Source organism: Niallia sp. FSL W8-1348 (genome assembly GCF_038006745.1).
Classification (GTDB): domain Bacteria; phylum Bacillota; class Bacilli; order Bacillales; family Cytobacillaceae; genus Niallia; species Niallia alba.
This window is the reverse complement of record NZ_JBBOVV010000001.1, coordinates 1,590,488-1,604,616: the sequence shown is the minus strand read 5'-3', so window position 1 is coordinate 1,604,616 and position 14,129 is coordinate 1,590,488. Positions and strand designations below refer to the sequence as shown.

Genomic DNA, 14,129 nt, shown 5'->3' with positions numbered 1-14,129 from the left:
CATATAGGAGGGGAAGTATGGGTCAGTATATTTTAGAAGTAGATAAATTGCAAACGGCTTTTCGGACTGATAAGGGGGAGGTTGTTTCGGTAGAAGAGGTTACCTTTCATCTTCAGCCAGGTGAAACGATTGGTATTGTTGGGGAATCTGGCTGTGGGAAGAGTGTTACTTCCTTATCAATTATGAGATTACTAGGAAAACATGGTTATATAAAAAAAGGATCGATTAATTTAAGTGGAAAAGAATTAACGAAACTCACGGAAGCTGAAATGCGCAAAGTTAGAGGGAATGAAATATCAATGATTTTTCAAGAACCGATGACTTCTTTAAACCCTGTTTTTACTATTGGTAATCAAATGGTGGAATTAATTCGTTTACATATGGGTTTAAGTGCAAAGAAAGCCAAAAGCTATGCAGTAGAAATGCTGAAAAAAGTAGGGATTCCAAGAGCTGAAGTGATTATTGATGAATATCCACATGCGCTTTCTGGAGGAATGCGTCAAAGAGTAATGATAGCGATGGCTCTTTCTTGTAAACCTAAGCTGTTAATTGCAGATGAGCCAACAACTGCATTAGATGTAACAATTCAAGCGCAAATTCTGGAATTAATGAAAAGTTTAAAAAGTGAGTCCGAGACAGCTATTATGATGATTACTCATGACTTAGGAGTAATTGCAGAAATGGCGGATAAAGTTATTGTCATGTATGCGGGACAAGTAGTAGAAGAGGCAGATGTCTTTACTCTTTTTGATGAGCCCAAGCATCCCTACACGAAAGGTCTAATCGACTCTATCCCGCATTTAGAGTATGATTCCCAAGAAAAATTATATTCCATTCCAGGCTCTGTTCCAACCTTGCAGCAAATGCCAAAAGGCTGTAGATTTCACACTCGCTGTCCCCATGTCACCGAAAAATGCATTTCTGACAAGCCTCCCCATATTAGTTTAGACAACAAACCAGATCATAAGGTTCGTTGTTGGTTATATGAGACAAATCAGCAAGAGGGCATATACAAAGAAGAAAGGGAGGTTCATGTATGAGTGTAGAAATGTCGGTTAAAAAAGACGGAATATTCAAAGAGTTAAACCCGTTAGTCGAAATTCAAAATTTAAAGAAATATTATCCGATTAAGAAAGGGATATTATCGAAAACAGTTGGCCATGTAAAAGCGGTAGACGGTCTGAATTTTTCGATTTATCCTGGCGAAACGATTTCTCTTGTTGGAGAGTCAGGGTGTGGAAAGTCTACGACAGGAAGAGCAATCGTGAAACTAGATCCACCGACAGAGGGGAAAGTGTTATTTGAAGGAAAAGATATGGCGACGATTCAGAATAAGGAGTTAAGAAAAATTCGGACAGATATGCAAATCATCTTTCAAGATCCTTATTCTTCACTTAATCCACGAAAGCGAATCGGCGATTTATTGGCGGAACCATTAATTGCTCACCAACTTGCTACAAAAGAAGAAGCAAGTAAAAAGGTAGATCGAATGCTAGAAATAGTAGGATTGACTAAATTTCATAAAAGTAGATACCCTCATGAATTCTCTGGAGGTCAAAGACAAAGGGTTGGTATTGCAAGAGCCCTTATGCTAAATCCAAAATTAATTGTTTGTGATGAACCAGTATCAGCGTTAGATGTGTCTATTCAAGCGCAAGTATTAAATCTGTTGAGGGATTTACAAAAAGAATTTAATTTAACCTATTTATTTATCGCCCATGGGTTAGGTGCGGTTAAGTATATTAGTGATCGCATTGCTGTTATGTATTTAGGGAAAATTGTGGAAATTGGAAAGACTGAAGAAATTTTTAAAAATCCTAAACATCCCTACACGAAAGTGTTATTAAGTGCTTATCCAATTCCTAATCCTCATCTTCGCAATCGAGAGAGGATTGTGGTGGAAGGAGATGTTCCAAGTCCTGCAAATCCACCAAAGGGCTGTAGATTCCATACTAGATGTCCAATGGTTCAAGCTATTTGTAAGGAGAATGAGCCGCTATTAGTTGCAACAGATCATTCAGTTGCCTGTCATTTTCCACTAAATTAAAGGAGGGAGATTCACTTGTTCCAATATATTATCAGGAGACTATTAATTGCTATTCCAGTGTTGTTAGGGGTAACTATATTTAATTTTTTAATTATTAACCTAGCTCCTGGTAACCCTGTGGATATGTACATTAATCCAGATACTACTCAGGCGGATATTGATGCAAAGAAGGAAGCGCTAGGGCTTAATGATCCTATCTTTATTCAGTATTTTAGATGGCTTGGAAATCTTCTGCAAGGAGATTTTGGATTTTCCTATACAACGTATGAACCAGTGTTGGATTTAGTGTTAAATCGAGTTGGACCAACGCTGCTCCTCATGAGCACTGCCTTAATTATTGCTTATATTATTGCCATTCCAATTGGAATTTTAAGTGCAACTAAACAATATTCTTGGATCGATTATTTAACAACCACTTTTTCATTTTTAGGCGTATCCATTCCTAATTTTTTCTTAGGATTAGGAAGTATTTACGTATTTGCACTCGTTTTAAATATTTTACCAACAGGTGGGATGTTTACATTAGGAAGCAATGGTGGATTTATGGATACATTCTTTCATCTCATCATGCCAGCAGCAATATTAGGGACTGGGATTGCGGGAAGCACCGTGCGTTATGTTAGAAGCAGCATGCTAGAAGTACTTGGACAGGATTATTTACGTACTGCTAGAGCAAAAGGATTAAGGGAATTTATTGTTACGAATAAACACGGATTAAAAAATGCACTTATTCCTATTATTACAATTATCGGGATGGAGATTCCGGTATTAATAGGAGGAGCCGTCGTAACGGAACAAATTTTTCAATGGCCTGGTTTAGGGCAATTAACGATTCAGTCCATTTCATCACGTGACTATCCTACTTTAATGGCTATAAATTTTATCGCTGCACTTGCAGTATTATTCTCTAACTTGCTTACTGATATTTTATATGCCGTTGTGGATCCACGAATAAAGTATAACTAAGGAGGAGTGAATATGAGTATTCCTAATGTGAAAATGGATACGGAACTGCCAGTTAATAATGTGGTGATTCCTGTTCAAGAGCAGCTAGGGAATGAAGAGAGCTACCTAAAATTAATAACAAAACGCTTTTTTAAACATAAGCTAGCCGTCGTTGGACTGATTATTTTTTCATTAATGGTTCTGATTGCAATCTTTGCTCCAGTTATTGCGCCACATAATCCGTATTCTGTTGATGGCGAATTTGCTGCTGCTCCTTCTGCAGAGAATATCCTTGGTACAGATGAAGTGGGAAGAGACTTGTTTAGCCGATTATTATATGCTGCTAGAGTTTCTTTGTCGGTAGGAGTTGGTGCAGTAGCAATCTATGTTGCCATCGGTACAATTCTCGGAGCAATTGCTGGATACTTTGGAAAATGGGTAGACATGGTAATCATGCGTATTACGGATGTATTCATGTCATTCCCTTATTTAATGGTTATTTTAGTGCTTGTAAGTATAATGGGACCTAGTCTATTTAACGTTATTTTAGTATTAGGTTTACTTGGGTGGCCGTCGATTGCCAGACTAGTAAGAGGGTGTGTATTAACAATTAAAGAAATGGATTACGTGAAAGCTGGTGTCGCTTTAGGTTATTCTACACCTAAAATTGTCTTCCAGCATATTTTGCCTAATTGTATTGCACCAATTCTTGTAAATGCTACATTTGGTATCGCTTCTGCCATTATTATGGAAGCATCTCTAAGCTTTCTAGGGATGGGGGTTCAGCCTCCAACAGCGAGCTGGGGCAATATGCTTAACGAAGCTCAATCTATTACTGTACTAGCAACACAGCCTTGGTTATGGATTCCGCCTGGAGTCATGATATTACTTGCTGTCTTATCCATTAATTTTATGGGAGACGGTTTAAGGGATGCAATGGATCCAAAGAGCTTTAAATAAGAAGGCAGTTGTCTAAAAGATTCTTGTTTTTCAATAGAAAAAATAGATGGGGGAAATTTGATGAAGAAATTTAAGACAATTTTTAGCATAGTTTCCATTGGGGTTTTATTATTACTTTCAGCATGCTCGGGTGTAAATAATCCAGCATCTTCTGGTAGTGGGGCAAAAGAAAATACGATGTATCTCGGACTTGTAAATGCCCCAGTTAGTTTTAATCCTATTAACTCTTCTGATATTGCGGCATCTTGGTTAGAAAAGTTTATGTTTGATACCTTTTTGGAGATGACTGGACCATTAGAATTTACACCAAAGCTGGCGGAATCCTTTGAAACGGAAGATAATCAACTATTTACAATCAAGATTAACAAGGATGCAAATTGGACAGATGGAACACCGGTTACTTCTGCGGATGTTGCTTTTACTTTAAATTTAGTTGCTAATCCAAAGACAGAAACAGCAGTGGGAGCGTATTTGACCGTATTAGACGGTTTGACAGAAAATGGGAAATTTCCGGACGGTGTAACAGAAATACCATCTCTAACTATTGTTGACGAGAAGACAATTCAATTTAAAACAAAGGCACCAGTTGACCCGAATATGGTGAAAGAACAACTTGGTTCGAAATTTATGATTCTACCAGAACATAAATTAAAGGATATTGCTCCAGAAAATCTGCAAAAAGATCCTTTCATGATGAATCCAACAGTAACAAATGGACCATTCAAGTTTGTTAAATATGCAAAAGACCAATATGTAGAATATGCCAAAAATGATGATTACTATTTAGGTGATGTAGAACTAGATAAATTATTTGTGAAGATCATGCCAGCTGCGAACCTTGTTGCACAGTTGCAGACAGGCGAAATTAATATGAACGCTGCTGGTGGTATCGGGAAAATTGCTGTTCAAGATTTTGAGACTGTAAAAGGATTCGATAATGTAACAACAACAACAGATAAAACATATGGGTATCAAAATATGAGTTTTAATATGGAAACAATAACAGATAAGAAAGTAAGACAGGCAATTGCCTATGCAATCGATCGTCAAAAAATTGTCGATCAGTTACTTAAAGGAGAAGGAGAAATTGTGGACGGACCGTATACGTCTATAAGCCCTTATCTTGATACAGAGTTAGAGACATATACGTATGATCCAGAGAAATCAAAACAATTGTTAGAAGAAGCGGGCTGGGATTTTAACAAGACAATTGAATTTGTTGTTCCAATCGGTAACAAAGTACGTGAGCAATCAGCCAATATTATTGCGGAAAATCTCAAAGCAGTTGGATTAAAACTAAATACGACTACGTATGACTTCCCTACCATCATGTCAAAAGCAAAAGCTGGTGATTATGACTTGATGCTAATTGGCTTTACTAATACAATTGATCCAGATTTAACAACGATTTATGGATCTAGCGGGTCAAGTAACTATACAAAGTATAACAACCCAAAGGTAGACGAGTTGCTGGAGAAAGGGAAACAAGAACCAGATACGGAAAAACGGAAACAGATTTACAACGAACTTCAAGCAATTTGGAGTGAAGAGATGCCAATCTTTACATTATATTCCGACTATGACTTTGCGGCAGTATCTAAAGATGTAGCATTCGGAGCACCAAAGGTATTTGGTTTCCATAATGAATTATATAAATGGTCGTTGGCCGGTGCCAATTAAAGAAATAAGACGAGCGACTAAGCCCACTAATCTGGGCTTAGTCGTTCTTTTTTTGTTAGAGGTTAGTAGAAGGACGGTGGGGACTGAAAAATTTAAGCAGTTAAGGGTGCGATGGTAACAGAGAAGTGTTCCCTGTGCCCGAGAACAAGAGGAAAGGCGGGAAAAGGTAACAGAGAAGTATTTTCTGTGCCCGAGAACTAGAGGAAAGGTAGAAAAAGGTAACAGAGAAGTGTTCCCTTTTGGAAGCTGAATTCTTTCTTTTTGAGTTTTTGCAATAAAATAAAATTAAAAGAAAAATCACTTCTATTACACCTTTATCATTTTATTAAATATGAAAATTATGGTTTTCTATCTTGCTAAAAAGAGGTATGATAAAAATAATTTAGCAAACCTAAATAAATTCCATCGATGGTTGGAAATGAATATTTACCAACAGAATTAGGCTGGAGGGAAAAATGGCAAAAATATTTGGTAGACTTCGAGAATATAAACTAAGTGTAACGATTGCTCTTATTCTTATGTTAACAGAGCTCGCAGTCGAATTAGTTCAACCGCTAATTATGGCTAAAATCATTGATGATGGTTTGGCTCACCAAGACACAAAAATTGTGCTCATTTGGGGAGGAATGCTCATTTTATTTTCGCTTGTAGCTTTTGCTGCTGGGATCATCAATACATTTTATTCTTCCCATGTTTGTCAGAATTTTGGCTATAGTCTTCGCAATGAGTTATATCAAATCATTCAATATTTTACCTATTCGAGCAGCAATGTGTTTGCAAGTTCCTCATTGATTACCAGATTAACCAATGATATTACACAACTCCAAAACACGATATTTATGGGATTGCGATTTTTATTAAGAGCACCTCTTTTAATCGTTGGAGGAATCGTTATGTCCTTTTTAGTTAATGTGAAATTAGCGCTCATATTGGCGATTACGATTCCATTAATTGTTGTTATGTTTATTTGGGTTATCAAAATAGGAAGAACCCTTTTTCAATCTGTACAAAAGAAACTGGATCATGTTAACAGTGTGATGCTTGAGAATTTAACAGCAGTCAGACTTATCCGTGCATATATCCGTAAGCAATTTGAAAGAAATCGTTTTATGCATACGAGTGAGGACTTAAAAGATCTTACCCAAAAAGCATTACGAATTATGGAAACTACTGTACCACTCTTATTATTTGCCATGAATCTATGTATTATTGGGATACTTTGGGTTGGTTCCGGACAAATAAATACAGGAGAGGCGCAGATTGGAGAGGTAGTAGCCGTTATTAATTACACACTAAGAATTACTTCGTCCATTTCTGTAGTAAGTATGTTAGTAATGGTTATCTCTCGTTCAAAAGCATCAGCTGATCGGATTCAAGAGATTATTGATATCGAAGAAAAGGATGCGGATAATTTCGACGGAAGTGCGAAATCAAAAATTAAAGGAAAAATTAATTTTCAGCATGTATCCTTTCGTTATCCTTCTAATAGAAGAAATACGATTGAAAATCTACAATTTACAATTAAGCAAAAAGAAAGGATTGCTATATTAGGAGCAACTGGATCAGGAAAAACGACACTTTTTCAATTGATTCCGCGACTTTATGAACCAACAGAAGGAACTATTCTAATAGATGACAAACGTATTGATTCATACTCTTTAAATGCTTTAAGAAAACAAATTGGGTATGTACCACAGGAATCGATGCTTTTTACCGGCACAATTAAAGAAAATATTATGTGGGGAAATCCAAATGCTACCTTTGAAGAAGTAGTGAAGGCTGCAAAAGATGCCCAAATCCACGATACTATTATGTTAATGCCTAATACATACGATACAAGAATTGGGCAAAAGGGGGTTAATTTATCGGGAGGACAAAAGCAACGCCTTTCCATTGCAAGGGCACTTGTTAGAAAACCAAGTATTCTCCTTTTAGATGATAGTACAAGTGCATTAGATTTGAAGACAGAGAAGAAGCTTCTCGATGCAGTCGCATCTTATCAATGTACGCTTCTACTAATTACTCAAAAAGTATCTACAGCTATGAAGGCAGATCGAGTGATGCTTATAGAAAACGGAAAAATTGTAAGTTTTGCCTCTCATGATCAATTATGGAAAACAAACAGCCTTTATCAAAAAATAGTAGAATCCCAACTAGGGGAAGGAGAGTGGGACAATGCAAAGGGAACTAACCGATCCATTTCGCTATCCTAAACCTAACTTAAAGCCAGATGCTTCAGTAGTTAAAAAAGGGAAAAAACCAAAGAATATGGGAAAGACCTTATACAGGTTATGGCGCTATCTTGCACAAAAAAAGAGATTATTATTTCTTGTATTAGTGATGGTTGCCTTAAGCTGTGCATTAGGTTTATTAGGACCATATGTTTTAGGAATGTCTATTGACCGTTTTATTGTAAATAGAAGTTTAGATGGCTTTACAGGAATGCTTGTAGCGCTTGGTTGTATTTATTTTCTCCATTCAGTGGCGTTATTTTTGCAAAATTATTGGATGATTGGTATTTCACAAACGACTGTTTTCCAATTGAGAGCAGACTTATTTCATCAATTTCATGAATTACCGATAAGTTATTTTGACAAAAAACAGCATGGTGAATTAATGAGTCGTGTAACCAATGATATTGAAAATGTAAGCTCCACCTTAAATAGCTCGGTTATCCAGATTTTTTCTAGTATTATCACATTGATTGGGACAGTAGTCGTTATGTTTTTGCTTAGTCCGTTATTAACGTTTCTTACTTTAACAATTGTCCCAGTTATGTTTATGGGAATGAAATGGATTACAAGTAGAACAGGCGTGTTATTTAAGGAGCAGCAAAAAAACCTAGGAGATCTAAATGGGTTTATTGAGGAATCCATTTCTGGTCAAAAAATCGTTAAAACTTTTTCTTTAGAGGAAAAAATGATTAATGATATGAAAGAAAAGAGCGACGAGCTAAAGAATTCCGCTTATTGGGCACAAGTATACTCAGGATTTATTCCGAAACTAATGAATATGTTAAACAATGCTAGCTATGCCATAATTGTTGGAGTTGGTGGGCTATTAGCATTGAAATCAGATGCTGTGTCTATCGGGGTTATTGTTATTTTTGTAGAATATTCGAGACAATTCACTAGACCATTGAATGACTTATCAAACCAATTTAATACATTGTTATCTGCGATTGCAGGTGCAGAAAGAGTATTTGAAGTATTAGATGAAGAAAGAGAAGAAGTAGATGAAAAGACAGCAATTGTAATGAAAGAGATTAAAGGAGAGGTTCAATTTAGTCATGTTTCTTTTTCTTATGAGTCAGATAAGGAAATATTAAGGGATATTCACTTTAAAGTAAAACCAGGTGAAACAATTGCGCTGGTTGGACCAACTGGAGCTGGAAAAACAACCATCATCCAGCTAATAACGAGATTCTATGATGCAACGACAGGGAACATATTGGTGGACGGCCAAAAAATTACAAAAATAAAAAGAGAAAGTCTTCGCTCGCATATGGGATTTGTCCTTCAGGATAGTTACCTATTTGAAGGAACAATCAAGGAAAATATTCGCTATGGCAGATTGAATGCCACCGATAAGGAAGTCGAGAATGCTGCAAAGATGGCCAACGCTCATGGCTTCATTGAACATCTTTCGGAAGGCTATGACACGATTCTTTCTGCAAATGGAAATGGAATAAGTCAAGGGCAGAAACAGCTGTTATCCATCTCCCGAGCCATTCTAGCCGATCCGTCCATTCTTATACTAGATGAAGCAACAAGTAGTATTGATACAATTACCGAGGTGAAAATTCAAGATGCTTTAAAGCGCTTGATGAAAGGGAAAACAAGTTTTGTTGTTGCCCATCGACTAAATACGATTAAACATGCAGATGTGATTCTTGTTTTGGATAAGGGGATGATTGTTGAAAAAGGATCGCATGAAGAATTATTGAAGAAACAAGGTTTTTATTATGAATTACATCAAAATCAATTTTCCGAAGCGAGCGAATAAATCCTAACAAATGAAACAACACTGCACCAGTTGGTCAATAATATATTTTAGTCTGAGAAGAACAGTTCCACCCTTTTAACTGTTATAGTAGGGTTTGAAGGAGAACTGTTCATTTTTTGACAAAAAGTATTGGATAAAAATGATATTTGACTGACCGGTCATTTTTGTTTACAATAAAGATAGATTCGGTGTATGTCAACAATCCGAAAATAGCCCGATTTATGCAAAGGTGGATGTTGAGAATGAAAACAATTGACCAAATTATTGAATTTTTAAAGAGTATCGGAGTAGACGCAGAAAAGGTTTATAGGAATCCAAAGGAGACATACTAGTTTATGGAAAGTGTAAAACAACTTAAAACATATATAGAAAATAATAACTTTAACTTACATGAAATATCTAATGAATTGAATGAATGGAAAAATAGCTTAATCATATATAACTTTGCTTTAGACGAGATCAATACAAAATTAAAGATTTTAAATGAAGAATTTCAGTTTATTCATAACCATCATCCGATTGAACACATTAAATCACGAATTAAGGATCCAAAAGGCATCATGCAAAAACTTCATCGGAAAGGGCATCCTATTACAATCGAAAATGCGAAGAAATATATACATGATATTGCGGGTGTCCGTATTACTTGTTCCTTTATTTCGGATATTTATGAAATTTATAATATAATTGAGAAACAAGATGATATTAAGGTAATACAAGTAAAGGATTATATTCAAAATCCAAAACCAAACGGATACAAAAGTTTACATTTGATCATAAGTATTCCTGTCTTCTTAAGCACAGGCATGCAAGAAGTATTAGTAGAAATTCAAATCAGAACGATTGCGATGGATTTTTGGGCAAGCTTAGAACATAAAATATATTATAAATTTGATAAATCTGTGCCCGCACATTTACTTAGTGAATTAAAAGATGCTGCTGATGCAGCCCATGAATTAGATGTGAAAATGAAGAAAATTAAAGATAGTGTCGATATATTCCAAACAATAGGGAAAAATCAGACGTTAATATAATTGGTAGGGGCTTCGTTGTGAGAGGGGCTCCTTTTTTTTGAGCAAAATAGAGCTAAAATCATTAAATATTATTCAATCATTACTGACTCTGGAGCTATCAAAAATATAATCATTCCCAATAAATAAGGTTTCATATCAATTTTTCAGTAAATAATTTATAATAAAAGGACATATTTTAAGGTTAGATGTAATTCGTCTAACTTTTGCTTAAAAAGGAGAACGAAATGAAAGATCAGCTATTTTGGAATACATTTAAACCATTTATACAACAAAACTGGGGGAAAGCAGATTTTAAACAAGCAACATCTATCCAAGAACAATCGATTCCACTTATATTAGAGGGGAAAGATGTTATTGCTGAATCCCCAACAGGAACGGGGAAAACACTGGCGTATTTATTACCGGTTTTAAATAAAATGGATGCAGAATCAAAGAATATTCAAGCGATTTGTCTTGCTTCCTCTCAAGAGCTTGTCATGCAAATTTTAGCGGAAGTGCAGAAATGGGGAGAGGGTAGTGGAATTCGAGCTGCCTCTTTTATTGGAGGCGCAAATGTAAAAAGACAGTTGGAGAAGCTTAAAAAACATCCGCATCTTGTAATTTGTACACCAGGGAGAGCACTGGAGTTAATTAAGCAGAAAAAATTGAAAATGCATGAAGTAAAAACCGTTGTTTTAGATGAAGCGGATCAATTATTGGTAGCGGAGCATATAGAATCCGTTCGACAAATAATTAAAGCCACTTTAAAGGAAAGACAAGTTGTCTTGTTTTCTGCGACATTACCGAAACAGACAGAGCTTATTGCAAATGAGCTTGTTCAAGATGCGGAAATTATTCGCATAAAGAAAGATAAAGTAATTGAAGCAGCAGAAGTAGAGCATATTTATTTTCAAGCAGAATATCGCAATAAAGTAAAACTATTAGAGCCAATCTCTCGTTTGAAAAACGCAAAGATTCTTGTGTTCGTAAAAGATATTGGTAATTTAAGTGTTATTCATGAAAAATTAACCTATAAAAAAATTCAAACAAGCATTTTGCACTCTGATTTGAATAAAATGGAGCGTCAAAAGTCATTAAATGATTTCCGAGAAGGAAAGAGAAATATGCTACTAGCAACAGATGTGGCAGCAAGAGGACTTGATATTCAACATATCACACATGTTGTTCATTATGATTTAGCAACAGATCAAACACAGTATATACACCGTTCCGGTAGAACGGGTAGATTTGGTGCATCCGGAGTAGTTGTTAGTTTAGTGACGGAAAGAGAAGAAAGAGAATTGAAACAGATGGCTAAAAAGCTAAATCTAAATTTATCACGAAAAAACTTTTACCAAGGAGAAATGGTGGATTATAAAATTAGAACAAAAAAATAATAAGCCAATTGTTTTAAGCTGTCATCAACCTTAGAGAGTAGGTTAGACGACAGCTTTTTTATTTTGGATGGAAAAAAGCACCGTAAAAAGAAAACTGCTGGTAACAGCAACAAACTTTACGAAAATAGCCAAAAGAATAACAGGTGAAAATGAAAACAAAGATAAAAATGAAAATATAGGCATAAAAATGGAGAAATTTCACAAGATAATACCATAAATAAACAAAGCACTTAAAGGAAGGGTTAAATGGTAACTTTTGCTTATCTATTAATATTTACATCTATGGGTGTTTTAACTGTTGGATTAGATATATTTGTGTTTCATGAAGGGATTATGAAATGTATAAAAAGAATATATGAAGCGGAAGTTGGTGCAGGTGCAATAACAATTGTATTTACCGCAATATTTGGCTTTGTGTGGTCTGTCATTGTCGATTTTCGATTATGGAAAAATAAAAAACAGGGTAAGCAGAAGACCCAAGGATAAAGTTTATCCCACTCTTAACGGACAGTAAGACTCCTCCCTTAAGCTTATGAGAAGAATACGAGGAAGATAAGTGGGAGATCCACTCTGCCTGTATAGGTCCGATTGGTTGAACTAACCATCAGTGGGGGAAGGAGAACCCCCACTGATGGAAGTTTCACTTTATGATTTAAACCCATTGTATACTAATAAGTCATTCTAGTTTAACCGATCTTGAACAGTCTTGAAAGCAAGCAGAAAAAAGTTTCTTTCATGGGATGAAGGTATACATATCAAGATGGTATTTAGTTTGTAGACAAAGGAACCAAGGCGTTTGCGCTTTTCTAAAAGGAAGGTATGACAGCATGTTAAAGGAAAACATTTCGTTAACTCAATTGGCGGCAGTTGTTTTTAATTTCCATATTGGAAGTACGATTGTAATAGGCCTTGGTTTAAAAGCAAAAGAGGATGCATGGATTGCTCTACTAATTGCTTTAGGGCTAGGAATCATTATCACTATGTTTTTTATTTTTATGATAGCTTTAGCACCTGGGAAAAATTTATTTGAAATGTTTGAGTATTGCTTTAATCGACCGATTGCGAAGGGGCTTAGCATCGTTTATGCTGTTTATTTTTTTTATTATGGCTGTCGAATCATTCGGGACTTTGGAGAATTAATTGCCAGTACTGTTCTACCTTTAACACCAATTGAAGTTTCAACAATAATACTAGTGTTAGTAATGGGCTATATATTGTATATGGGATTGGAGGTTCTTGCGAGAACAGCTGAAATCTTCACTCCGTATGCATTTGTGTTTATCATGCTTTTATTTATTTTCTTGTATGCTGGCGGAAATCTTGATTTCTCTAATATCCGGCCAGTGTTAGCAGGGGGATTCAAGCCTATATGGAGTGCTATTTTTCCATATGAAATTGTCCGGCCATATGGACAATTGCTGGTTTTGACCTACATAGTTAGCAGTGTATCTAATGCTAAATATAGCAAAAGAATAATTATTTATAGTGTGCTTATTTCAAGCCTTTTATTGCTGCTTTCATCGTTAATGATTATTTTGTCTTTAGGACATGATATTGGTTTGCGCTCCAATTTTCCTTTATTAAGTGCAGCCCGGCTCGTTTCAATCGGTAATTTCCTACAAAGAATTGATGCAATTGTCGTTTTCTGTATGATGTTAGGAACTCTCGTAAAAAGCTGTATTTATATTTATGGGGGATTAAAAGCTTTAGAATATGTTTTTAATCAGACGTTTCGATATTTTGCGATTCCGATGGTTTGTATTGTAGGCGTTTTTACAACATTAATTGCACGGAATTATACAGATCATCTGAATGAAGGGCTGCAGTCTAATCCTTTCCTATTACATATTCCTTTGCAGTTCGGATTACCAGTAATGATGGTATTTATTATGTTAATAAAACATCGGAACAAGACTAGCTCTAAGAAAAAGATGACTAGTAAGTATACCGAACAAGGTTCTTAAAAAGTTATGTAATGAAAGATAAAAGATAATCTCAGAGTGAAGGAATGTTTATCTTCCTCCAATTAAAATAGCAGGTAAACAAGATAACTTAAAGTTATATGTAAATTAATCCGATAAG

11 protein-coding genes are annotated in these 14,129 nt (G+C 35.5%); all 11 read left to right on the top strand.

Going from position 1 to position 14,129, the window contains the following annotated elements; genetic code table 11:
* Nucleotides 1-17 precede the first annotated feature (17 nt).
* Nucleotides 18-1,040 carry an ABC transporter ATP-binding protein gene (locus tag NST60_RS07580; RefSeq protein ID WP_212121199.1) on the top strand — a complete coding sequence of 341 codons (1,023 nt, stop codon included), beginning with the start codon at nt 18-20 and terminating at the stop codon, nt 1,038-1,040.
* Nucleotides 1,037-2,047, top strand: coding sequence for an ABC transporter ATP-binding protein (locus NST60_RS07575; protein ID WP_205835569.1), 1,011 nt, complete (start codon nt 1,037-1,039; stop codon nt 2,045-2,047). Before NST60_RS07580 ends, NST60_RS07575 begins: the two co-directional genes overlap by 4 nt.
* Nucleotides 2,048-2,062: 15 nt before the next feature.
* Nucleotides 2,063-3,013, top strand: coding sequence for an ABC transporter permease (locus tag NST60_RS07570; protein WP_016202258.1), 951 nt, complete (start codon nt 2,063-2,065; stop codon nt 3,011-3,013).
* A gap of 12 nt (nt 3,014-3,025) precedes the next feature.
* Nucleotides 3,026-3,952 (top strand): oligopeptide ABC transporter permease, encoded by a 927-nt coding sequence (gene opp4C, locus NST60_RS07565; protein ID WP_224428039.1) that lies wholly within the window; start codon nt 3,026-3,028, stop codon nt 3,950-3,952.
* 60 nt (nt 3,953-4,012) lie between these two features.
* Entirely contained in the window at nt 4,013-5,632 is a 1,620-nt protein-coding gene (locus tag NST60_RS07560) for an ABC transporter substrate-binding protein (RefSeq protein WP_101729690.1), read from the top strand.
* Between the two features lie 455 nt (nt 5,633-6,087).
* Nucleotides 6,088-7,845, top strand: coding sequence for an ABC transporter ATP-binding protein (locus tag NST60_RS07555; protein ID WP_341098537.1), 1,758 nt, complete (start codon nt 6,088-6,090; stop codon nt 7,843-7,845).
* Nucleotides 7,808-9,637, top strand: coding sequence for an ABC transporter ATP-binding protein (locus NST60_RS07550; RefSeq protein WP_224428037.1), 1,830 nt, complete (start codon nt 7,808-7,810; stop codon nt 9,635-9,637). Before NST60_RS07555 ends, NST60_RS07550 begins: the two co-directional genes overlap by 38 nt.
* A gap of 335 nt (nt 9,638-9,972) precedes the next feature.
* Nucleotides 9,973-10,671: a GTP pyrophosphokinase gene (locus NST60_RS07545; RefSeq protein ID WP_263479828.1), complete on the top strand. Its 699-nt coding sequence runs from the start codon at nt 9,973-9,975 to the stop codon at nt 10,669-10,671.
* Between the two features lie 224 nt (nt 10,672-10,895).
* On the top strand, nt 10,896-12,047 hold the full coding sequence (locus tag NST60_RS07540; RefSeq protein ID WP_224428036.1) for a DEAD/DEAH box helicase: 1,152 nt from the start codon (nt 10,896-10,898) through the stop codon (nt 12,045-12,047).
* Nucleotides 12,048-12,293: 246 nt separating this feature from the next.
* On the top strand, nt 12,294-12,533 hold the full coding sequence (locus NST60_RS07535; protein WP_016202264.1) for a hypothetical protein: 240 nt from the start codon (nt 12,294-12,296) through the stop codon (nt 12,531-12,533).
* Between the two features lie 341 nt (nt 12,534-12,874).
* A complete protein-coding gene (locus tag NST60_RS07530) occupies nt 12,875-14,011 on the top strand; it encodes a GerAB/ArcD/ProY family transporter (protein ID WP_224428035.1) in 1,137 nt (378 codons plus the stop codon).
* The last annotated feature ends 118 nt before the right edge of the window (nt 14,012-14,129 follow it).